The 23,274-nt window shown below is 33.1% G+C and carries 15 protein-coding genes; 9 read left to right on the plus strand and 6 right to left on the minus strand.

Features of this window, described 5'->3' with window-relative positions; translation table 11 throughout:
- Nucleotides 1–232 precede the first annotated feature (232 nt).
- Both Q0870_RS01240 and Q0870_RS01245 read left to right on the plus strand, forming a co-directional pair.
- Nucleotides 233–5,803 carry an MG2 domain-containing protein gene (locus tag Q0870_RS01240; RefSeq protein WP_298550303.1) on the plus strand — a complete coding sequence of 1,857 codons (5,571 nt, stop codon included), beginning with the start codon at nt 233–235 and terminating at the stop codon, nt 5,801–5,803.
- Nucleotides 5,804–5,970: 167 nt separating this feature from the next.
- The gene (locus tag Q0870_RS01245; RefSeq protein ID WP_298550305.1) at nt 5,971–6,978 is read left to right on the plus strand and encodes a phosphotransferase; all 1,008 of its coding nucleotides are present in this window, start codon (nt 5,971–5,973) and stop codon (nt 6,976–6,978) included.
- 344 nt (nt 6,979–7,322) lie between these two features.
- Here the strand turns inward: Q0870_RS01245 and pyk are convergent, their stop codons facing one another.
- The 5 genes from pyk to Q0870_RS01270 form a co-directional block, all read right to left on the minus strand.
- Nucleotides 7,323–8,765 carry a pyruvate kinase gene (pyk, locus tag Q0870_RS01250; RefSeq protein ID WP_298550307.1) on the minus strand — a complete coding sequence of 481 codons (1,443 nt, stop codon included), beginning with the start codon at nt 8,763–8,765 and terminating at the stop codon, nt 7,323–7,325.
- Nucleotides 8,765–9,250 carry an IPExxxVDY family protein gene (locus Q0870_RS01255; protein ID WP_298550310.1) on the minus strand — a complete coding sequence of 162 codons (486 nt, stop codon included), beginning with the start codon at nt 9,248–9,250 and terminating at the stop codon, nt 8,765–8,767. Before Q0870_RS01255 ends, pyk begins: the two co-directional genes overlap by 1 nt.
- Before the next feature lie 119 nt (nt 9,251–9,369).
- The gene (gene rnc, locus Q0870_RS01260; protein ID WP_298550312.1) at nt 9,370–10,110 is read right to left on the minus strand and encodes a ribonuclease III; all 741 of its coding nucleotides are present in this window, start codon (nt 10,108–10,110) and stop codon (nt 9,370–9,372) included.
- 7 nt (nt 10,111–10,117) lie between these two features.
- Nucleotides 10,118–11,368, minus strand: a complete 1,251-nt coding sequence (fabF, locus tag Q0870_RS01265) for a beta-ketoacyl-ACP synthase II (protein WP_298550314.1) — start codon at nt 11,366–11,368, stop codon at nt 10,118–10,120.
- Between the two features lie 22 nt (nt 11,369–11,390).
- Nucleotides 11,391–11,624, minus strand: a complete 234-nt coding sequence (locus tag Q0870_RS01270; RefSeq protein ID WP_008269813.1) for an acyl carrier protein — start codon at nt 11,622–11,624, stop codon at nt 11,391–11,393.
- A 185-nt stretch (nt 11,625–11,809) separates the two neighbouring features.
- Here Q0870_RS01270 and purN point away from each other — a divergent pair, with 185 nt between their 5' ends.
- The 4 genes from purN to Q0870_RS01290 all read left to right on the plus strand — a co-directional run bounded on the left by purN (nt 11,810) and on the right by Q0870_RS01290 (nt 16,178).
- Nucleotides 11,810–12,376: a phosphoribosylglycinamide formyltransferase gene (purN, locus tag Q0870_RS01275; RefSeq protein ID WP_298550317.1), complete on the plus strand. Its 567-nt coding sequence runs from the start codon at nt 11,810–11,812 to the stop codon at nt 12,374–12,376.
- Nucleotides 12,369–13,043: a ribonuclease H family protein gene (locus Q0870_RS01280; RefSeq protein WP_298550319.1), complete on the plus strand. Its 675-nt coding sequence runs from the start codon at nt 12,369–12,371 to the stop codon at nt 13,041–13,043. Before purN ends, Q0870_RS01280 begins: the two co-directional genes overlap by 8 nt.
- A 195-nt stretch (nt 13,044–13,238) precedes the next feature.
- Entirely contained in the window at nt 13,239–14,165 is a 927-nt protein-coding gene (locus tag Q0870_RS01285) for a PfkB family carbohydrate kinase (RefSeq protein ID WP_298550321.1), read from the plus strand.
- Between the two features lie 114 nt (nt 14,166–14,279).
- Nucleotides 14,280–16,178, plus strand: a complete 1,899-nt coding sequence (locus Q0870_RS01290; RefSeq protein WP_298550323.1) for an amidophosphoribosyltransferase — start codon at nt 14,280–14,282, stop codon at nt 16,176–16,178.
- A gap of 493 nt (nt 16,179–16,671) precedes the next feature.
- On the opposite strand, the gene Q0870_RS01295 is transcribed toward Q0870_RS01290, so the two are convergent.
- Nucleotides 16,672–17,280 (minus strand): superoxide dismutase, encoded by a 609-nt coding sequence (locus Q0870_RS01295; protein WP_298550326.1) that lies wholly within the window; start codon nt 17,278–17,280, stop codon nt 16,672–16,674.
- Between the two features lie 125 nt (nt 17,281–17,405).
- Between Q0870_RS01295 and Q0870_RS01300 the strand changes: the two genes are divergently transcribed.
- The 3 genes from Q0870_RS01300 to Q0870_RS01310 all read left to right on the plus strand — a co-directional run bounded on the left by Q0870_RS01300 (nt 17,406) and on the right by Q0870_RS01310 (nt 23,273).
- On the plus strand, nt 17,406–20,543 hold the full coding sequence (locus Q0870_RS01300) for a UvrD-helicase domain-containing protein (RefSeq protein WP_298550328.1): 3,138 nt from the start codon (nt 17,406–17,408) through the stop codon (nt 20,541–20,543).
- Between the two features lie 21 nt (nt 20,544–20,564).
- Nucleotides 20,565–21,758, plus strand: coding sequence for a glycine C-acetyltransferase (kbl, locus tag Q0870_RS01305; RefSeq protein WP_298550329.1), 1,194 nt, complete (start codon nt 20,565–20,567; stop codon nt 21,756–21,758).
- Nucleotides 21,759–21,881: 123 nt separating this feature from the next.
- On the plus strand, nt 21,882–23,273 hold the full coding sequence (locus tag Q0870_RS01310) for an OmpA family protein (protein WP_298550331.1): 1,392 nt from the start codon (nt 21,882–21,884) through the stop codon (nt 23,271–23,273).
- Nucleotide 23,274 lies beyond the last annotated feature (1 nt).

Below are 23,274 nucleotides of genomic sequence, written 5' to 3' on the forward strand. Positions count from 1 at the left end.
ATCCCATATTCGTAGATGTATAAAACCCTAAAAATCGTCTGCTTTTATTAAAAACGGGCAATTCATCGATAATTTTCCACAAAAGACATAACAATACCAATTCATAAAAAACCTTAAGACTTATTTAACATCTCCAAAAGACTAAATAGCAATTCCTAAACGTAATTTAATTAACGGGATTCTACCTACGCTTTCGTTTTTTAGTTAATTTGTTCATTTAAATCTATTCTTCATGTCATTCAAAAAACTTCTTGCTGTCGTAACGGTTATTGTACTAGTATTTTCCTGTAAAAAGAAAGTTGTAGAAACCGATAATCTTTTCAAATTTCGAGATTATATTAGTTATACCACATCAGGAATAACCTCAGTGGCTAGTCCTATTCAAATTAATTTAGCAAACGAAGTTGAAGACTGGGAAATGGGACAGGAAATAACCGATAAAATCGTAATCATAAAACCTCATGTTGAAGGTAAATTAACGGTAGCCAACAAACACACCTTACTTTTTAAACCCGATGAACATTTAGAACCCGATACGGAATACACGGTTGTTGTGAAGCTAAATGACATCTATAAAAATATGCCTGATGGCTTTAAAGATTATACGTTTCAGTTTAAAACCATCACGCCAAGTTTTAATATTGAAACTAATCATTTACAATCGTACAGCAAAAATTGGCAATACCTTGAAGGGGTTATAAAATCGGCAGATGTTATTTCAATTGAAGATGCCAAAACATTAGTTGAAGCCTCCCAAAATGGCAAAAAATTAGCATTGGTTTTTAATGAAGCAAATGAAAGTTCGAAGTATTTTGAGTTTAAAATTGATAGTATTAATCGTAAAATTGAAGACGACAACATCCTTGTAAAATGGAATGGAAAATCTATTGAAGCAACTAATGAAGGCGAAAACACCATTTTAATTCCTGGTATAAATAACTTTACGATTGTTGAAACTAATGTCACGCAATCTCCAGAACAGCATCTATCCATTAACTTTTCAGACCCACTTAAAAAACAACAAAATTTTGATGGTTTAGTCTCCATTCAAAAAGTAAAGAATCCAAAATATGTAGTAGATGGAAATGTTCTTAAAGTGTATCCTGACAGTAAATTAGTGGGTAATATTCAGGTAGATGTATTTCAAGGCATCAAAAATACTGAAGGTTATAAATTGAAGAAACCATTTTCTGAAACTATAGCTTTTGAAGATTTAAAACCACAAGTTAAATTAATAAGTAACGGCACCATTTTACCAAATTCTGAGCAATTAAAATTCAATTTTGAAGCGGTTAACTTAAGTGCAATTGATGTTCGTGTAATTAAAATATTTGAAGATAACGTACTGCAATTTTTGCAAGACAACAACTTAAACAGCAACAATAAATACGATATAAAAAAGGTTGGGCGTCGGATTGCAAAACAGACTATTCAATTACAATCCGCAGCAGAAAACACAGGAAAATGGAAAGCTTATAGCATCGATTTATCAAAGTTTTTTAAAGCTGATGCTGGCGCTATTTATCGGGTGGAACTTAGTTTTGATAAACGCTATTCGTTATACGATTGTGAAGCCAATGCAGGTGTTTCAAATTCAGAAAATGATGATTATAATAACTATTACGAAGAAGATTACTATGAAGGCGATTACGCTGAAATAGATAGTGAAGATGAAGACTTACGTGAGGAAGCTTATTGGGATAACAAAGCCTATCGTTACAAAAATTATGTTTACAATTGGCGCGAAGAGCAAAACCCATGTCATGATGCCTATTATAACGAGCGTAAAATTGTATCTCAAAATTTACTCGCTTCAAACCTTGGCGTTATTGCAAAACAGGGTACAAACAACTCGTATTATTTTGCGGTTACCAATATTTTAAACACCAACCCTGAGGCTGGCGCAAAAGTTGCGCTTTACAATTTTCAACAACAAGAATTGGCAAGCAGAACTACGGACGAACAAGGTTTAACTTTGATTGATTCCGATAAAAATGCAGCATTCGCCATCGTTTCAAAAGGAAAAAACACTACGTATGTTAAACTTCATGATGGAAACTCGTTGTCGCTTAGCAAGTTTGATGTGTCCGGACATCGTTTACAACGCGGACTTAAAGGTTATATTTATGGCGAACGTGGTGTTTGGCGACCAGGAGACACTTTGCATTTAACGTTTATGTTGAATGACAACGCTAATAAACTTCCAAAAAGGCATCCAGTAAAACTTGAAATAACCGATCCTAACGAAAAATTGGTATACAAAAACGTTACCGCAGACCACTTAAATAACTTCTACAAATTTACCGTACCAACATCTTCAGAAGGCAAAACTGGAAATTACAATACCAAAGTTTCTGTTGGAGGAGCTACTTTTTATAAAGGTTTAAAAATTGAAACCGTAAAACCCAATCGATTAAAAATTAAGGTCGATTTTGAAAACGAAATCCTTTCAAATAGCGAACCATTAAAAGGCGATTTGGATGTAAAATGGCTTCACGGAGCTCCAGGAAAAAATTTAAAAGCTGAGATAAAAGCGAAATTCACTTCTGCTTATACCGCTTTTGAAAACTATAAAAATTACACGTTTAACGACCCTACACGAAAATTCAATACTGAAGAAATTAACATATTTGAAGGGAAAGTAAATGAAGAAGGTTTAGCGTCAATCAACAAAAAACTCAATGTTGGGAAGAATGCACCAGGGATGCTGAATGTTCAATTTTTAGTCCGTGCGTTTGAAAATGGTGGCGATTTCTCCATGGACGCTTTTACCAAAAAATATGCGCCCTATACATCTTTTGTTGGATTACAATCCCCAAAAGGAAAAGCCTATGGCTCATTTTTTACAGATGAAAACCAAACCTTTGACGTAGTGGTGGTTGATGAAAATGGCACCCCTATAAAACGCAACAACCTTGAAGTGAAGATTTATAAAGTGGAATGGCGCTGGTGGTGGAATTCGTCTTACGATGATTTGGCGAGTTATGTGTCAAGTAGTTATCACAGACCTTATAAATCTCTAAAAATAAACACAGATGCTAATGGGAAAGCCAATTTCAATGTGAAAATTCCAGACAACGATCGCGGACATTACCTCATAAGAGTATCCGATCCTGTTAGCGGTCACGCCACAGGAAGAACCGCATATTTCTACAAAAACTGGTGGCAAAAAGCACCATCATCTGATAAAGAAGCAGCAAAAATGCTCGTCTTTTCTGCTGATAAAGACAACTATAATGTAGGCGAAACAGCTAAAGTGACATTTGCTTCAGGAAGTGAAGGTCGTGCTTTGGTAAGTATTGAAAATGGCACCGAAGTTTTGGATTATAAATGGGTGAAAACGAGTAAAGGTGAAACTACTGTTGATATTCCAATCAGTAAGGAAATGGCTCCAAACGTATTTGTGAATATTTCATTATTACAACCACATGCGATTACTGCTAACGATTTACCAATTCGATTATATGGCGTCATTCCAATTATGGTTGAAAACCCAGACACGAAATTGCACCCTGAATTAAGCATGCCAGATAAATTGCGTCCAGAGCAAACTTTTGCAGTGAAAGTTTCTGAAAAAAACAACAAAGCGATGACTTATACAATTGCTATGGTTGAAGAAGGGCTGCTAGATTTAACCCGATTTAAAACTCCAAATGCATGGCATGAGTTTTATAAACGTCAAGCCCTAGGTGTAAAAACTTGGGATGTTTTTGATGACGTTATTGGTGCTTATTCAGGAAGTATAGACCAAGTATTTGCCATTGGTGGCGATGGCAATGCTGCAGGTGGAAAAAACAAAAAAGCGAATCGTTTTAAACCTGTGGTTACGTATTTAGGCCCTTTTAAATTGGATGCTGGAAAAACAAAAATCCATCAAATAAAATTACCAAATTATATAGGTTCTGTTCGAACGATGGTGGTTGCTGGAAATAATGATAATGAAGCTTATGGAAGTACCGATAAAGCGGTTGAAGTTAAAAAACCGTTGATGGTTTTAGCAACGCTTCCGCGGAAGTTAAGCCCAGGCGAAAAAGTAACCTTACCTGTTACCGTTTTTGCCATGGAACCTAAAGTAAAAAACGTGAATATCAGTTTGAAACTGAGTGATGGAATTACGGTAGTTGGCGAAAATTATAAAGCACTTTCTTTTGCTAAGCCAGATGAGCAAATGGCGTATTTTGAATTGGATGTAAGTAAAGCCAAAGGGATTAATACTGTTGAAGTGATTGCAACTGGCAATGGCGAGAAATCAACATACAAAGTGGAATTGGATGTGGTAAATACGAATCCAATAACTTCAAAAGCTTTGGATAAAACATTGGCAGTAAATGCATCTGAAACGTTAGACTTTTCAACGTTTGGGGTTACTGGAACAAATTCGGCTACGGTAGAGTTTTCAACTTTACCGCCAATGGATTTTAGTAGAAGATTGCAGTATTTAATTCGTTATCCACATGGGTGTGTAGAGCAAACCACATCTAGTGTATTTCCACAGTTATTTTTAGCTGATATTTTTGATTTGACTTTTGATAAAAAGAAACAAATTCAAACGAATATTGAAAATAGCATCAAACGTTTAGGACATTTTCAACGTGCTCATGGTGGACTCAGTTATTGGATTGGAGAAGCTAGTGCCAACGATTGGGGTACCAGTTATGCAGGACATTTTATGATTGAAGCCGAAAAGAAAGGCTATGTTCTGCCATTAACCTTTAAAAGTAATTGGTTGATGTACCAAAAGCAAACAGCTAGAAATTGGCGCCCAAGTTACAGAACTTACAATTCGGATTTAGCACAGGCTTACAGATTATATACTTTAGCTTTGGCTGGTAGTCCAGATTTGGCAAGTATGAACCGTCTTAGAGAATTCTCTGAAATTTCGAATGAAGCCAAATGGCGATTGGCAGCGGCTTATGCTTTAGCAGGACAACAAGAGGCAAGTGACAAGATTTCGCAATCGGCTAATATTAATTTTAAACCGCAGCGTTATAATTATTACACCTATGGCTCAGTAGATAGAAACCGTGCGATGGCTCTAGAAACCATGGTATTGACTAAAGATTCTAAAATGCGAGCACTTGCTGAAGATATTGCTAAAGATTTATCAAGTAACCGATGGATGAGCACACAAACCACGGCTTACAGTTTATTGGCCATGGCAAAAATGGTAAACGCTAATGGCGGAAAAGCTTTAAACCTAAATTATACCATTAATGGAAAAACGGAACGTATAGACACTAAAAGTGCCATTGCGCAACGAGATTTAAACGTAGTTGAAGGCACAAACAATTTAGTATTTAAAAACACTAAAGACAATGTAGTTTATATTCGCGTATTGAATTCTGGTAAATTACCACTTGGGCAAGAATTGATAGAACAACGTGGACTAAGTGTTTCGATGCAATACAAAGATTTGAAAGGGAATAGGATTGACATTTCTAAGCTGATGCAGGGACAAGATTTTGTAGCTACCGTTAGTGTGAGTAATTTGAAAAATGCATCGGTTAATGATGTGGCTTTAACACAAATTTTTCCATCGGGTTGGGAAATTGTAAACACCCGTTTTACCGCTTTTGGAAGCACAACAACAAGCGCTGCAAGACATACTGATATTAGAGACGACCGTGTGAATTTCTATTTTGACTTACCTAAAAAAGGAAAACACAGTACAAAAACGTTTAATGTAATGTTGAATGCCTCATATTTAGGCACATATTATTTACCTGGAGTACAAGCTGAGGCGATGTATGATGATGAGTTTTTGGTTAGGACTAAAGGAAAATGGGTTACTGTTGAGAAGTAATAAATTCCTGCGAAAGCAATAATCTTATCCAAAAATCTACTCACATATTTACTTGACTTTGTCAGAAAAAAAATATAACTTCGTTTAACGTCGGATATAAAACATTGAAACGATTTCATATCCGCGGAATATTAGCAGCAAGCTCGAAAAAGACAACATACAGATTAATGAAAGAAACATTCCAAGTAATTAACAGTACACTTTCTGCAAAAAAGATAAGTGACTTTATTCAGCAGAAGTATAATTTAAGTAAGAAAACAGAATGTAAACTTTTTCGAGCTGCAATGAACCATCTTTATATTGTTACTGATGGAGAAAAAAAATTTGCTTTCAGAGTTTACACATTTAATTGGAGAACAAAGCTTGAAATAAATGAAGAACTAAAGCTTCTAATTCATCTAAATACAAATAGCACATCTGTCTCATTTCCAATAGCCGACAATTCTAATAATTTGGTACAGGAACTTAATGCACCCGAAGGGAAAAGATTTGGAGTACTCTTTTCTTACGCCAAAGGTTCAAAGGTTCCAAATTTTTCACAAGAAGCAAGTTTCATTATTGGAAAAGCATTGGCTAAAGTTCATAAATCCACTGAAAACTATACATTAAATAGAATTAATTACAATTCTAAAACTTTGCTTACAGAATCTCTTCCCAGAACAAAACAGTTTTTCCAAAAAGATTCAGAAGAGATTAAGTTTTTGGAAACATTATCGGATTTTCTTAAAATCAAATTTGAGAATCTAAAAGAGCAAAATCTGCGAAATGGAGCTGTACACCTAGATGTATGGTTTGATAATATGCATATTGACGAAAATAATGAAGTAACTTTTTTTGACTTTGATTTTTGTGGCAATTCTTGGTTATGTCTTGATATTTCTTATTTCTTATTTCAACTTTTTTCAACCCATCTAAATGAAAATGAATATAAAATTAAAGCAGACAGTTTTATAAAAGGGTATGAAACCGAAATAGAAATTACTAAAGAAGAAAGGGAATTATTGCCATATGCCTGTTTAGCCATTATGGTTTACTATATAAGTATTCAATGTGACCGATTTGATTATTGGACAAATATTTTTTTTAATGAACACCATTTAAAAAGATTTATTGGAAATTTAAAACGTTGGATTAACTTTAATAATATAGAAATTGAACTAAAAGCCAGCTGCTAACAATGGCTATAGTTAATACGGGTTTTGGTGCTTAACCCGTAGTTAGGTAATTTTAACCAAGTCCGCCAAATCTTTTGATTTGGCTTTAAAACAAAAAAGATAAAACAAAATAAAAAGTTTTGGCTAAGTGCTTAATCGAAAGTTTACTACTTTTAATTCCCGTACTAACCATAGCCGAGACGTTAAACGAACCTTTCCAAAAATAAACCTCCCTTTAATTTTAAATAAAAGTTAGCGAATGAGTCCGCGTTAGGGATTGAACGGCATGTTTGAAATCCCCGACTTAGGAGGGATTCAGTAGTAAAAGCCCGTCCCTTGGGTAACGCCCAAAAATTTATAATTATCTAAATATTACAGGTTTCAATCTCTGTGACACGCAGGGTGTTTACCATACCTTTATCTTTCATTGGCATTGCTGCTAAACTAATTAGCATGTCGCCAACATCTAGATACCCCATTTTACAGGCTATTGAGTTTACATCTTCGATGGTTTCATCTGTACTTACAAACTTATCGTAATAAAACGCACGTACTCCCCAAAGCAAACTTAAACGGGTTAAGATACGTTTGTTTGATGTGAACACTAAAATGTGACATGATGGTCTCCATGCCGAAATTTGAAATGCTGTATACCCACTATTTGTAAGTGTTGATATGGCTTTGGCATTAATTTCGTTTGCCATATTAGCGGCGTGATAACATATAGATTTTGTAATGTAGCGGTTTGTACGAATATGTGGTGGCAGTTGAGGCACCTTTATTAAATCTGAACTTTCTACATTTTTTAAAATAGTAGCCATTTGCTTAATAACTTGTACAGGGTATTGCCCCACTGATGTTTCGCCAGATAGCATTACGGCATCTGCACCATCCATAACTGAGTTTGCAACATCGTTTACTTCTGCTCTTGTTGGTGTTAAACTATCTATCATAGTTTCCATCATTTGCGTTGCAATAATTACTGGAATTCTTGCTTTTTTAGCGCGTAATACTAATTGCTTTTGGATAAGTGGTACTTCTGCTGCTGGAACTTCTACACCCAGATCACCACGTGCTACCATGATACCATCACAGTGAGCAACGATTTTATCGATATTTTCTACTGCTTCTGGTTTTTCAATTTTAGCAATGATAGGGATTTTCTGCTCTGAATGTTTTGCGATTAAGTCGCGTAGTTGCATTAAATCTTCAGCATGACGTACAAAGGATAAAGCTATCCAATCAACATTTAAACTGATGGCAAAAATTGCATCTTCAATGTCTTTTTCTGTTAAAGCTGGTTGAGAAATATCTGTATTTGGAAGGTTTACACCTTTTTTAGATTTTAATGGTCCTCCTTGAATAACTTTTGCTTTTACTTCTGATTTTTTATCAGTTGAAACGACTTCGAAAAGTAGTTTTCCATCATCTAAAAGTATACGCTCGCCTGGTTTTGCATCTTGAGGAAACCTATCGTAGGTCATATAAACACGCTCTTTTGTGCCTTCAAAACGCTTGCCTGTTGCAAAAATAATTTCGTCTCCTGGGTTTACAACTACTTCCTCCTTCATAACACCTACACGAAGCTTTGGCCCTTGTAAATCGGCTAGGATAGCTGCTGTAAATCCGTACTCTTCATTAAGCTCGCGAATCATTTGAATACGCTCTTTTACATCATTATAATCTGCGTGAGAGAAGTTTATTCTAAAAACATTTGCGCCTTCTTCAAGCATGCCTTTTAAAACTTCTTTTGTACTTGTAGCAGGCCCTAAGGTTGCTACTATTTTGGTTTTTTTATCTATTGACATTAGTTAAAAATTAGATTTTCTTTTGATTTCAATTGATTAGAATCTACACTGTAAGCGGTTGCAATTTGAGGAATTTTTAATATAATATCTAAAATATACTTTTCCTTACTGAAACTGAATTCGCTGTCTATTTTTAAAAAATAGTTTACAGTTTTATGTTCTGGTAATAACTGAAATGTTTTGATTATTTTTTCTTGACTGTCGAATAACGACTTATAATCTGTTTGTTGGAGTCCTTCTGTTTTGCATATGTTAGACACCAAACTCCATGTTACTAATTGTTTTTGATCTTCCCATTCATAAATTGAATAAGAAATTTGTCCGTTTTTAAAATCTAAATCAGTTGCTTTTCTAGATAGTGCTATACCTAAATGTTTGTTTAGAAGATATGACAAACGATAGTCTTCCAAACTGCTATGTATTGCAATTAAAGTATATAATGCATCATTAAAAGCATCATCAAGAATAAGTTTGTGAACAGCCATAACTTATTTTAAATTTCGTAAATATAATATTAATAAAGTTTAAGTGTAATACGTTTTTGTTAATCTTGATAAGAAATGTGACTAAAACGTTGTAGTAAATTTGATGACTATTTAAATAATTAAAGCATCTTTGACATTTTACTTTGGAAAGCAAAAAAGGCTCGTTTTGAAGCTTTTTCTTCGGCCTTTTTCTTTGATGTAGCTCTGGCTTTAGATATTACTTTTTCATCTATAGACAGCTTTACAGAAAAATGTCTAACATCATCATTACCAGTGTCTTCATAAACGTTGTAACCAAATGTTTTCTTTTCTTTTTGGCACCATTCAATAAGTAAACTCTTATAACTAATGACTCTCCCTTCTAAGGTTTCAATATCTACATAAGGAATGATTACTCGATTATAAATAAATTTTTCACAGTATTTATAACCTCTATCTAAAAATATGGCGCCTACTAAGGCTTCAAATAAGTTGCCATGAATATTATCGCCAAATTGCCCTGCGGGTATTTTACTTTCTACTAAATCAATCAGTTTTAAATCCTTACCTAACTCATTTAAATGTTCTCTACTAACCACTTTGGATCTCATTTTGGTTAAGTAGCCTTCATCACCACTTGGTACTTCAAGATATAGATGTGATGCAATTACAGAGCTTAGCATGGCATCTCCTAAAAACTCTAAGCGCTCGTAGTTAAATGGATTGCCTTTAGGGTCTTGAATATTCATAGACCTGTGTGTAAAGGCTTTTTTATAGTATTTTATGTTCTTAGGTTTAAACCCAAGAATTTTAGTTAATTCCATAAAAAAATTCCCGTTGCGTTTAAAACGGGAATTTAGTATGTTACGAATGCTATCCATTCGGGATTTAATCTATTTTTTTGAATATTACACAAGCGTTGTGACCGCCAAATCCAAATGTATTACTCATTCCTACTTTTACGTCGCGCTTTTGAGCCTTGTTTAAGGTTAAATTTAATTCAGGGTCAATGTTTTCATCTACTGTAGTATGGTTTATAGTTGGAGGCACAATACCGTGCTCCATAGCCAATATAACCGAAATAGCTTCAATAGCTCCAGCAGCACCTAAAAGGTGACCTGTCATTGATTTTGTTGAATTAATATTTATATTTTTAGCGTGACTTCCAAATACTTCTGTAATTGCTTTAAGTTCTGCAACATCTCCTAAAGGTGTTGATGTACCATGTGTATTAATATGATCTACATCTTCTGGTTTAAGGCCTGCATTTTCTAAACAATTTTTCATTACTGCTATAACACCTATACCTTCTGGGTGAGGAGCCGTCATATGATATGCATCAGAAGATAAACCTCCGCCAATACATTCAGCATATATTTTAGCGCCTCTTGCTTTTGCATGTTCGTATTCTTCTAGAACAAGTGCTCCTGCACCTTCTCCTAAAACAAAACCATCTCTGGTTGCGTCAAAAGGTCTGGATGCCGTTTCTGGACTTTCATTTCTAGTAGATAGCGCATGCATGGCGTTAAAACCACCCATACCAGCAATAGTTACTGCTGCTTCACTTCCTCCAGTAACAACTACATCTGTGTGTCCTAAACGTATAGAGTTTAGAGCATCAAACATAGCATTAGCAGAAGATGCGCATGCAGAAACTGTTGTGTAATTTGGTCCCATAAAACCATGTTTTATGGAGATATTACCTGGTGCAATATCAGCAATCATTTTAGGAATAAAGAAAGGGTTAAATCTTGGTGTTCCATCACCTCCAGCAAAGTTTAACACTTCGTTCTGAAAGGTTTCTAATCCACCAATACCTGCTCCCCATATAACACCAACACGTAACTTATTAACTTTATCAAGATTTAAATTAGCATCAGCAATAGCCTCGTCTGCCGCTACCATAGCGTATTGTGCAAACTTATCCATTTTCCGAGCTTCTTTTCTATCAAAAAAATCAGTAACGTTAAAGTCTTTTAATTCGCAAGCGAATTTTGTTTTAAACTTTTCGGTATCATAATATGTTATAGGCGCAGCTCCACTTTTACCACTAATTAAGCCTTCCCAGTATTTGTCTTTGGTATTGCCAATTGGCGTTAAAGCGCCTAACCCTGTGACTACAACTCGCTTTAATTCCATAAAGTATTTTGATTGTTTTTGCTTATTTAGCTTCTTCTATATAAGAAATAGCTTGACCAACTGTTGCGATATTTTCCGCTTGATCATCTGGTATTTGAATATCGAATTCTTTTTCGAATTCCATAATTAATTCCACAGTGTCTAAAGAGTCGGCTCCTAAATCGTTTGTGAAGCTAGCTTCAGTAACAACTTCGTTTTCATCTACTCCTAATTTGTCCACGATAATCGCTTTAACTCTTGATGCAATGTCTGACATAATTTTTAATTTTAATGTTTTAATTAGTTGGCAAAAATAAAAAACTTTATTTTATAATACACTTTTACTTTAAAAATGTGTTGGTAATTTACTAAAATTACTTTTAACTATTTGGTTTTTACCTTCTAATTGTTAATAATTATTCTTTTTTTTGTTTGAATAATATTTAACACTATAATCTGTAAATGAAACGTATTGTAATTTTTGCGTCCGGAAGTGGTACTAATGCTGAAAATTTAATTAAGTTTTTTCACAACAGCGATAATGCGTCTGTTATTCAAGTATTATCTAACAATCCTCATGCCAAAGTTTTAGAGCGTGCAAAAAAACTAAATGTTAGCGCACTATCATTCAACAAAATAGCATTTTCAAAAACGGATGATGTGCTTAATATTTTAAAAGCCTCAAAGCCAGATTTGATTGTTTTAGCTGGTTTTTTATGGAAATTTCCAGAAGATATTTTGAAGGAATTCTCAAATAAAGTAATTAATGTACATCCTGCTTTATTACCAAAATATGGAGGAAAAGGCATGTATGGCATGCATGTTCATGAAGCCGTTGTAGCCAATAAAGAAAAAGAAACAGGCATCACTATTCATTATGTAAATGAACATTATGATGAAGGCACCATTATTTTTCAAGCAGCATGTAAAGTAAATAAAAATGATAATGCTGAAGATGTAGCAAATAAAATTCATGAATTGGAGATGAAACATTTTCCAATAGTGGTTGAGAAACTTTTAAATGAGTAAAAAGAAAAAAAAATATTATACCGTTTGGAAAGGGCATCACACTGGTGTTTTTGAATCTTGGAATGATTGTAAAGCTCAAATAAAAGATTTTCAAGGTGCGCAATACAAATCGTTTGCAACTTTTGATGCCGCCAAAGCCGCTTTAAAAGGTAATTATTTTGATTACGTTGGGAAAAACAAAGGTTTTAAAAGTGAATTATCTACTGAACAACTCAAAAAAATAGGGCAGCCTAATTATAATTCTATTTCAGTCGATGCTGCATCCTCTGGAAACCCCGGAATTATGGAATATCGTGGTGTAGATACTAAAACAAAAAAGCAAATTTTTATACAAGGCCCTTTTGAAGAAGGCACCAATAATATAGGAGAGTTTTTAGCACTTGTTCATGGGTTAGCAATTCTTAAAAAAAACAACAGCGACAGAATACTTTATACAGATTCCAGAACGGCCATGAGTTGGGTTAAAAAGAAAAACTGCAATACAAAACTAAAGCGAAATGATAAAAACAAACCTGTTTTTATCTTAGTTGACAGAGCTATTGAATGGCTAAACAATAATACTTACAAAACTGTTATTGTAAAATGGGAAACCAAAGCTTGGGGTGAAATTCCAGCAGATTTTGGTAGAAAACAAACTACTGCTTCTTTAAAATATAAGGGAACGTAAACAATTATGTCCCTCAACATAAATTACATTCCCCAATTTTAAATTGATAATAGCTTTTGCTTTTTTAGACACTGCATTTTTTAAAAAGTCACGAAAACCACAGAAACATTTCATTTAAAAAGTTATTGATAAAAATATTGCTACAATAGTTTTCAAAAGAATTATATTTGCACAAAATTATCAGGTCTCTTTTTTATGAGTAAATTAGTAATTGTAGGTACAGTAGCTTTTGATGCTATTGAAACGCCTTTCGGTAAAACCGATAAAATTCTTGGTGGTGCTGCTACTTATATTAGCCTTGCCGCTTCTCATTTTAATATTGACACCTCGGCTGTTTCGGTTGTTGGCGGTGATTTCCCTCAAGAATATTTAGACTTATTATCGAATAAAAACATTGATATTTCAGGTATTGAAATTGTAAAAAAAGGTAAAACTTTCTTTTGGAGTGGAAAATATCATAATGACATGAATTCTAGAGATACTTTAGCGACTGAATTAAACACACTTGCAGATTTTAATCCTGTAGTTCCTGAAGATTATAAAGATGCTGAAATAGTGATGTTAGGAAACTTACACCCTATCGTCCAATCTAGTGTTTTAGATCAAATGACAAACAAACCAAAATTAGTGATTTTAGACACTATGAATTTTTGGATGGATTGTGCTTTGGATGATTTATTAAATGTTATAAAACGTATTGACGTTATTACTATAAACGATGAAGAAGCAAGACAATTAACTGGAGAATACTCTTTAGTTGTTGCTGCAAGAAAAATTCATGAAATGGGTCCAAAATATGTGGTCATTAAAAAAGGTGAGCATGGTGCTTTATTATTTCATAACGACCATGTATTTTATGCACCGGCTTTACCATTAGAAGAAGTTTTTGATCCAACGGGGGCTGGTGATACTTTTGCAGGAGGATTTGCAGGTTATATTGCTAAAACAGATGATATTTCATTTGAGAATCTAAAAAACGCTGTGATTTACGGCTCAACATTAGCATCGTTTTGTGTAGAGAAATTTGGAACTGAACGCATGCAAAATTTATCAAGTAGTGAAGTACACAAGCGACTGTTGCAATTTAAGCAACTTACGCAATTTGAAATAGAATTAAAATAACCTAGCGCGCTCTAAAATAGAGCGCGTTTTTGATTTAAATAACTTCCAAAATGAAAATTCATTTTTGGAATTAAACATTTATTATTTCCGCGAAAGCGAAAACGTTTACAAATTATGAGTGATGCCTTAAAACACGAATGTGGAATAGCAATGATTAGACTTTTAAAACCGTTAGAGTTTTATAAAGAGAAATATGGCAGTGCATTTTATGGTGTTAATAAAATGTATTTAATGATGGAAAAACAGCATAATCGAGGTCAAGATGGTGCTGGTTTTGCAAGTATAAAATTAGATACAAAACCTGGGCAACGCTACATAAGTAGAGTACGTTCTATAGAGCAACAACCTATTCAAGATATTTTTGCTCAAATAAACGAGAGAGTTAATAAAGAATTTGAAGCACACCCAGAATATAAAGACGATGTTGCAGCTCAAAAAAGAAACATTCCTTATATAGGAGAGGTTCTGTTAGGCCACGTGCGTTATGGTACTTTTGGAAAAAATAGTGTAGAGAGTGTTCATCCTTTTTTAAGACAAAACAACTGGATGCACAGAAACTTAATTATGGCAGGTAACTTTAACATGACTAACGTTAAAGAGCTTTTTAGCAACCTTATAGAATTAGGACAACATCCAAAAGAATATACCGACACCATAACAATTATGGAAAAGATTGGTCATTTTTTAGATGATGCCGTTAGTAAAATTTATAAAGATTTAAAAAAGGAAGGCTATAATAAAAAGAACGCTTCTCCTCAAATAGCTGAACGATTAAAAGTTGGTAAAATTTTAAGAAAAGCAGCTAAAAATTGGGATGGTGGTTATGCTATGGCTGGACTAATAGGCCATGGAGATTCTTTTGTGTTAAGGGATCCCGCAGGTATTCGCCCAACGTATTATTACCAAGATGACGAAATAGTAGTTGTAGCTTCTGAACGTCCTGTAATACAAACGGTTTTTAATGTTGATTTTGATGATGTAAAAGAATTAGAACCCGGACATGCTATTATTACTAAAAAATCTGGACAGGTAGATATAAAGAAAATACTAGAACCTTTAGAAAGAAAATCATGTTCTTTTGAACGTATTTATTTTTCAAGAGGAAGTGATGCCGAAATATATAAAGAACGTAAAATGTTAGGCAAATTATTAATGCCTAAAGTTATTGAAGCTATTGATAACGATACTAAAAACACCGTTTTCTCATACATTCCTAATACCGCTGAAACATCATTTTTCGGAATGATTGAAACCGTTGAAGATTATTTAAATGAAAAGAAAACACAAGCCATTTTAAGCGGTGGTGGAAAAATGTCTGCTAGAAAAGTTACAGAAATTTTAGAAGAAAGGCCACGTATTGAAAAAATAGCGATTAAAGATGTTAAACTAAGAACATTTATTACAGAAGATAGCAGTCGTAATGATTTAGTAGCCCACGTTTACGATGTAACCTATGGCGTTATTAAACCAACAGATAATCTGGTTATTATTGATGACAGTATTGTACGAGGTACTACTTTAAAAATGAGTATCTTAAAAATGTTAGACCGCTTAAACCCTAAAAAAATTATAGTGGTGTCTTCTGCTCCTCAAATTCGTTATCCAGATTGTTATGGTATTGATATGGCAAATCTTGAAAGTTTAGTTGCTTTTAGAGCGGCCTTAGAATTATTAAAAGAAGCTAATAAATACCACATTGTTAAAGATGTATATAATAAATGTATTAAGCAAACCGATTTGGATGATAAACACGTACAAAATTTTGTAAAAGAAATTTATAATTCATTTACAGATGAACAATTATCAGATAAAATATCTGAGTTGTTAAGTGATGAATCGGTAAAGGCAGAAGTGAAAATTATTTTTCAGCCAGTAGAAAATTTACACAAAGCCTGTCCTGAGCATTTAGGCGATTGGTATTTTACAGGAAACTACCCTACCGTTGGAGGGAATAGAGTTGTAAATCGTGCATTTATAAACTTTTATGAAGGCAATAATGAACGTGCTTATTAATTACCAAATAAATAATTTTAGTATAGAAAAATCGAAAAATATGTATTTCACCCCAAAAAATAGCGGTTCATCTAAAAAATAGTCAAAATATTTAAATTACACATAAATTGGTCTCACCATAACATAAGTAGGTTAAGTTCATGGTAGATTTGGGGCAAAAAAAGCTGAACATCTGTTCGGCTTTTTTTATGCAATTTAGTTTCCTTCATATAAGTTTTTTAATCTAGCGCTTTTCAGCAATTAAATTAAGCACAATCTCTTTTAAGCCTATATTTGCGCCGTTTAACTAAAATATTTTAACAAACAATATGACTACCATATATTTGAATCACCATAACATAAGTAGGTTAAGTTTATGGTAGATTTGGGGCAAAAAGGTGGACTAACGTTCACCTTTTTCATTTTATATAATAATTTAAAATTAGAACATAAAAAATCGCCTGAAACGAAGTTCCAGACGACTTATTTTTAATTAACAGATATTCTAAATTATTTACTTAGCTTCTGCGTAACGCTTTTCAATTTCATTCCAGTTAATGACATTAAAGAATGCTTTAATATAATCTGGACGACGGTTTTGATAGTTTAAGTAATATGCATGTTCCCATACATCTAATCCTAAAATTGGAGCACCACCACAACCAATACCTGGCATTAATGGATTGTCTTGATTTGGTGTAGAACAAATTTCTACTTTGCCTCCTTTATGTACACACAACCAAGCCCAACCAGAACCAAAACGTGTTGCTGCAGCTTTTGAAAAAGCAGCAATAAATTCGTCTTTAGATCCGTAGGCTGCTTCAATGGCATCTTTTAAATCGCCAGATAAATAACCTCTATCTTCTGGGTTCATAGCTTGCCAGAATGAAGTATGGTTATAAAAACCACCACCATTATTTCTAACAGCACCATTGTTCATATCTAAATTTTCAAGAATATCTTCAATAGATTTTCCTTCTAAATCTGTTCCTGCAATAGCGTTATTTAAATTGTTTGTATATCCTTGATGGTGCTTAGAATGGTGTATCTCCATGGTTCTTGCATCAATATGAGGCTCTAAAGCATCATAAGCATATCCTAATTTCGGTAATTCGAAAGCCATAATTATTTTGTTTTATTAATTAATATTTAATTTCTTTCAAACTTACATATAAAACAGGTCATTTAAAAATAATAAATTGTTATGAAACCATTGATAGTTTTTATCTTGTAAGCAAATCATGCCTTATGCAAAAAACTCATCCTTTTACTATTTATAATGCTTCGGCTGGTAGCGGAAAAACGTATACGCTAGTAAAAGAATATTTAAAAATTTTATTTCAATCAAATCATCCAGAACCCTTTAAACGCATTCTTGCTATTACCTTTACTAATAAGGCTGTTTCAGAAATGAAAGCTCGAATTATCGAAAACTTAAAAAAGTTTTCTTCCGAAGATAATATTGAAAAACCTATTGATATGTTTTTAGATATTTCTAAAGAATTACAGATGAATCCAATTGTACTTCATGAAAAATCTAAGCATTTACTAAATACTATATTGCACAACTATGCTGCTTTTGATATTTCTACGATTGATGGTTTTACACATAAATTAATTAGAACTTTTGCTTACGATTTAAGATTACCTTTAAATTTTGAAGTTGAATTAGATCAGGACTCATTGCTAAACGAAGCTGTTGATAGCTTAATTAATAAAGCCGGTAATAATGACGAACTCACAAAAGTATTGGTTGATTTTGCAATTGAAAAAGCAGATGATGATAAAAGTTATGACGTCGCTTTTGATTTTAATAAAATTGCTAAACTTCTAGTACGTGAAAATGACTTGCCCTTTATTAAAACACTAAAAGACAAAACATTAAATAATTTTAAAGGACTTAAAGCACAGTTAAAAAAAGAAATTATAGGTTTAGAAAGACTTATTGTTGGAAATGCTAAAACAGTACTGAGCTTAATTGAAGAAGCTGGTTTAGAGCATAAAGATTTTTCTAGAGGTACCTTACCAAATCATTTTGTGAAAGTCTCAAAATTAGAGCTCTCAAAAATTTATGACAACAAATTAGAAGAAAACATTTCTGAAAGAAAAGGAATTTATAACAAAACATTAAACCCAGAATTAGCTGTTACAATTGATGCTATATTGCCAGAAATTGAAATCCTTTACAAGACCATTAAAGCTCATGTATTTCATCAAAAGTTTTTAAAAGCCTTTTACAAAAATGTAACTCCGCTATCGGTTTTAAACGCTATCAATAACGAGTTGGCAACAATAAAAGCTGACCAAAACAAGATGCTAATCTCAGAATTCAATACTATTATTAGTAAAGAAATTGCCGACCAACCCACCCCTTTTATATACGAGCGTTTAGGCGAAAAATTTAAATATTATTTTATTGATGAGTTTCAGGATACATCTGTCATGCAATGGCAGAATTTAAAACCCTTATTAGACAACTCACTATCTGGCATTAACGGAAGCAGTATGTTAGTAGGCGATGCTAAACAAGCTATTTATCGTTGGAGGGGTGGAAAAGCGGAACAGTTTATGGATTTGTTTAATAAAAAAACTTTCCCTTTTCAAATAGAACAAATTGTAAAAAATTTAGAAGATAATTATAGAAGTTTTAAAGAAATTATAACCTTTAATAATGGCTTTTTTAAGTTTTTATCTGAGCAGTTTTTCAATCATGATGACCATAGAAGTTTATATCAAAATTCGCATCAAAACATAACTGAAGAAAACGAAGGTTTTGTTAACCTAACTTTTTTAGATATAGATAAAGATGATAATAGAGACGAGCTATTTCCTGAAACGGTTTTTAAAACTATAAACTCTTGTTTAGAAAATGGTTTTAAGCTTGAAGATATTTGTGTTTTAGTCAGAAAGAAAAAAGAAGGCGTGGCTGTTGCTGATTATTTGAGCCAACATAAAATCCCTATAATTTCTTCTGAGACTTTATTAATTAATAATTCGCCTGAAGTTGTTTTTATTAATGATTTATTGTGGCTTCTTATTCAGCCCGAAAACAACGAAATAAAAATTAAAGTTTTAAACTACCTAACAACACTTTTTAATATTGAAGATAAACACGATTTTTTTACAAAACACATCAACCTTTCAACCGAAATACTATTAAAAAACTTGCATGTTTTTAACATATTTGTTGATAGTAACATGTTATTACAACTCCCGCTTTATGAGTTGGCAGAAGCCATTGTTAGAAACTTCAATTTAGTTAAAAAATCAAATGCATATATTCAATTTTATTTAGATCTAGTTTTAGATTTTTCATTGAAAAAAGGCTCAGATATTACAGGATTTTTAGACTATTTTGATAAGAAAAAAGAAAGTTTGAGTATTATTTCTCCTCAAGGTCAAAATGCAGTTCAAATTATGACTATTCATAAATCAAAGGGTTTAGAATTTCCTGTTGTAGTTTTTCCTTATGCCGATTTAGATATTTATAGGGAGTTAGAACCTAAAGAATGGTTTAGTTTAGATAAGGAAAAATACAATGGCTTTTCTCATACGCTTTTAAATTATAATAAAGATTTTGAGAATTATGGAGATGAAGGACTCCGTATTTTTAACAAGCATCAATCTGAACAGGAATTAGATAATATTAATTTACTATATGTTACATTAACAAGAGCAGTTGAGCAGTTGCATATTATTTCAACTAAAGATATTTCATCAAAAGGTGTTATTAATACCAAAAAATATTCAGGTTTATTAATTAATTACCTTCAACACTTAGGAATTTGGAATGATTCAGAAGAAACATATAGTTTTGGAAACCCAATAAAAACTTCAGAAAGTAAACAAAGAAACAAAGAAATTTTTCAGCAAGAATCATTTATTTCAACCGCAAAAGAAGCCCATAATATAAAAGTCGTTACAAAATCTGGTTTATTATGGGACACAACGCAACAACAAGCTATCGAAAAAGGAAATCTTATTCACAATATCATGGCTCAAATAAAAACAAGTGATGATGTTGATTTTGCAATTAACGGTTTTCAAAAATCTTCAGTTCTTAATACAGAGCAAGCCTTATCCTTAAAAGAAACTATCGTAACAATTGTTCAGCATCCAAAACTTCAAGACTATTATACTTCTAATTACAAGATATATAATGAACGTGATATTATTTCAAAAGATGGTATCATTTTAAGACCCGACAGAATTGTAATAAACGCCAATAACGAAGCTGTAATTATTGATTATAAAACAGGGTTAGAAGATAAAAAGCACATGCAACAACTTCAATCTTACCAAGATGTTTTAGAAGCCATGAATATTACAATTAAAAAGAAGATTCTTATCTATATAAATGATGATATTTTAGTAAAAGATATTTAAATTTGCATAAAACGCAATAAAATGTACGGAAAACTGAAAAATCATCTGCAAGAAGAGCTTAAAGACATAAAAAATAATGGACTTTATAAAGAGGAACGTATAATTACCTCTGCACAAGGCGCCGAAATAACTTTAAATACTAGCAAAACTGTTTTAAATTTTTGTGCTAATAACTATTTAGGGTTATCATCACATCCAGATGTTATTCAAGCTGCCAAAGACACTATGGACACACATGGTTTTGGTATGAGTTCGGTGCGTTTTATTTGTGGTACGCAAGATATTCACAAAACACTCGAGCAAAAAATAGCAGATTTTTATCAAACTGAAGACACCATACTATATGCCGCAGCCTTTGATGCTAATGGTGGCGTTTTTGAACCACTACTTGGAAAAGAAGATGCTATTATATCTGATTCATTAAATCATGCTTCTATTATTGATGGAGTTCGTTTATGCAAAGCGGCAAGATATCGCTACCAAAATAACGATATGGCGGATTTAGAAAAACAACTCATTTCAGCAAATGAAAATGATGCCCGTTTTAAAATAATAGTTACAGATGGTGTGTTTTCCATGGATGGTATAGTTGCACCTTTAGATAAAATTTGTGATTTAGCCGATAAATATGATGCTTTGGTTATGATTGATGAGTGTCATGCTACTGGTTTTATAGGAAAAACAGGTAGAGGTACTCTTGAAGAAAAAGACGTTTTAAATAGAATAGATATTATTACAGGTACGCTTGGTAAAGCCCTTGGAGGTGCTATGGGAGGCTATACTACTGGTAAAAAAGAAATTATTGATATGTTACGACAACGTTCAAGACCCTATTTGTTTTCCAATTCGTTAGCTCCCGCCATTGTTGGTGCTTCAATTAAGGTTTTTGATATGTTAGCAAACAATACTGAACTTAGAGATACCTTAGAGTGGAATACTAATTATTTCAAAAAAGGCATCAAATCTGCAGGTTTTGATATCGTAGATGGCGACTCTGCTATTGTTCCTGTTATGTTATACGATGCAAAATTATCTCAAACTATGGCAAACATGCTTTTGGATGAGGGGATTTATGTTATTGGGTTCTTTTTTCCAGTAGTACCAAAAGAAAAAGCTAGAATTCGTGTACAACTCTCTGCTGCCCATTCAAAATCACATATAGACAAGGCTCTCAATGCTTTTATTAAAGTAGGAAAAGCGCTTAACGTTATCTAAATTCATTATGATCTGTCGATGAACTGCATATATCTCCTATTTTTTTATATATTTGTCTTTGTTAATAACATTTAACAACTTACTTTTGCAAACAATTAACACTTAAAAATTAAACTTTTGAATATGAAAAATCTTAGCAGATTATTGTTCGCTATGTTGCTTGTACTTGGTTATAGCAACGCTAATGCGCAAGACCAAAACAACCCATGGCAAATTACTATTGGGGTAAACGCAGTTGATTTCTATCCTACTGGAGGTGGAGAGCTTTCTAAAGGTGGCTTCGCTAGTGAATCTTTCGGTGAAGAACTCTTTAACGCAGCCGATCACTGGAACATTTTACCTTCTTTATCCACAATCTCTGTATCTAAGTATTTAAGTGATGGTTTTTCTTTTGGATTAGCTGGATCATTAAATAAAATAGAGAAATACGGAGACACTGGTGCTACTCCTGACACAGCTAATGAGGTAGATGATTGGTCATACTACGGATTAGATGGTACAATTAAATACAACTTCCGAGAAGGAAAAACTTTCGATCCATTTATTGGTGTTGGAGGTGGTTACACTTGGGTTGATGAAGTTGGTGCTGGTACAGTAAATGGTGCATTGGGTTTCAATGTATGGTTTAGTGAAAATGTTGGTTTTACATATCAAGCAGGTTACAAACATGCTTTTGAAGATTATTTAGATACACATTTCCAACATACAGCTGGTATTTCTATCAAATTTGGTGGAACTGATACTGACGGTGATGGTATATACGATAAAGATGACGCTTGTCCAGATGTTGCTGGTTTAGAAGCTTTTAACGGATGTCCTGATACTGATGGTGATGGTATTGAAGATAGCAAAGATGATTGTCCTAATGAAGCTGGTTTAGCTGAACTTAATGGATGTCCTGATGCTGACGGTGATGGTATTGCTGATAATAAAGATAACTGTCCTACAGTTGCTGGTTTAAAAGCTTTAAATGGTTGTCCTGATGCTGATGGTGACGGTGTTACTGATGCTGATGATAAATGTCCTAACGAAGCTGGTCCTGCTGCTAATAATGGTTGTCCATGGGCTGATAAAGATGGTGATAGTGTCTTAGACAAAGACGATAAATGTCCAGATGTTAAAGGAACTGTTGCTAACAACGGTTGTCCTGAAGTAACTGAAGCTGTTCAAGCAACTCTTAATGAGTATGCTAAAACAATTTTATTTGATACAGGAAAAGCAACTATAAAAGCTCAATCTGAAGCTGTATTAGCTGATATTATTGGAATTCTTAAAGAATACTCTACAGCTAAATTTACAGTTGAAGGTCATACTGATAGTGTAGGTAGTGAAAAACTTAACCAAAGACTATCTGATTCTAGAGCTAATTCTGTTAAAGAATACTTAATTCAAAATGGTATTGATGCTTTCAGATTATCTGCTCTTGGATATGGAGAGTCTAATCCAATTGATTCTAATAAAACTAGAGCTGGTAGAGCTAATAACAGACGTGTAGAAATTAACTTAGTAAAATAAG

It is taken from the genome of uncultured Algibacter sp., assembly GCF_947487575.1.
Lineage (GTDB): Bacteria > Bacteroidota > Bacteroidia > Flavobacteriales > Flavobacteriaceae > Algibacter_B.

Bases quoted from the DNA above. Each gene is read 5' to 3' on its own strand.
- Q0870_RS01245 (WP_298550305.1), top strand. From the start codon at position 5,971: ATGAAAGAAACATTCCAAGTAATTAACAGTACACTTTCTGCAAAAAAG.
- purN (WP_298550317.1), top strand. From the start codon at position 11,810: ATGAAACGTATTGTAATTTTTGCGTCCGGAAGTGGTACTAATGCTGAA.
- Q0870_RS01295 (WP_298550326.1), bottom strand. From the start codon at position 17,280: ATGGCTTTCGAATTACCGAAATTAGGATATGCTTATGATGCTTTAGAG.
- Q0870_RS01280 (WP_298550319.1), top strand. From the start codon at position 12,369: ATGAGTAAAAAGAAAAAAAAATATTATACCGTTTGGAAAGGGCATCAC.
- Q0870_RS01290 (WP_298550323.1), top strand. From the start codon at position 14,280: ATGAGTGATGCCTTAAAACACGAATGTGGAATAGCAATGATTAGACTT.
- Q0870_RS01240 (WP_298550303.1), top strand. From the start codon at position 233: ATGTCATTCAAAAAACTTCTTGCTGTCGTAACGGTTATTGTACTAGTA.
- kbl (WP_298550329.1), top strand. From the start codon at position 20,565: ATGTACGGAAAACTGAAAAATCATCTGCAAGAAGAGCTTAAAGACATA.
- Q0870_RS01255 (WP_298550310.1), bottom strand. From the start codon at position 9,250: ATGGCTGTTCACAAACTTATTCTTGATGATGCTTTTAATGATGCATTA.
- pyk (WP_298550307.1), bottom strand. From the start codon at position 8,765: ATGTCAATAGATAAAAAAACCAAAATAGTAGCAACCTTAGGGCCTGCT.
- Q0870_RS01310 (WP_298550331.1), top strand. From the start codon at position 21,882: ATGAAAAATCTTAGCAGATTATTGTTCGCTATGTTGCTTGTACTTGGT.
- Q0870_RS01285 (WP_298550321.1), top strand. From the start codon at position 13,239: ATGAGTAAATTAGTAATTGTAGGTACAGTAGCTTTTGATGCTATTGAA.
- Q0870_RS01300 (WP_298550328.1), top strand. From the start codon at position 17,406: ATGCAAAAAACTCATCCTTTTACTATTTATAATGCTTCGGCTGGTAGC.
- fabF (WP_298550314.1), bottom strand. From the start codon at position 11,368: ATGGAATTAAAGCGAGTTGTAGTCACAGGGTTAGGCGCTTTAACGCCA.
- Q0870_RS01270 (WP_008269813.1), bottom strand. From the start codon at position 11,624: ATGTCAGACATTGCATCAAGAGTTAAAGCGATTATCGTGGACAAATTA.
- rnc (WP_298550312.1), bottom strand. From the start codon at position 10,110: ATGGATAGCATTCGTAACATACTAAATTCCCGTTTTAAACGCAACGGG.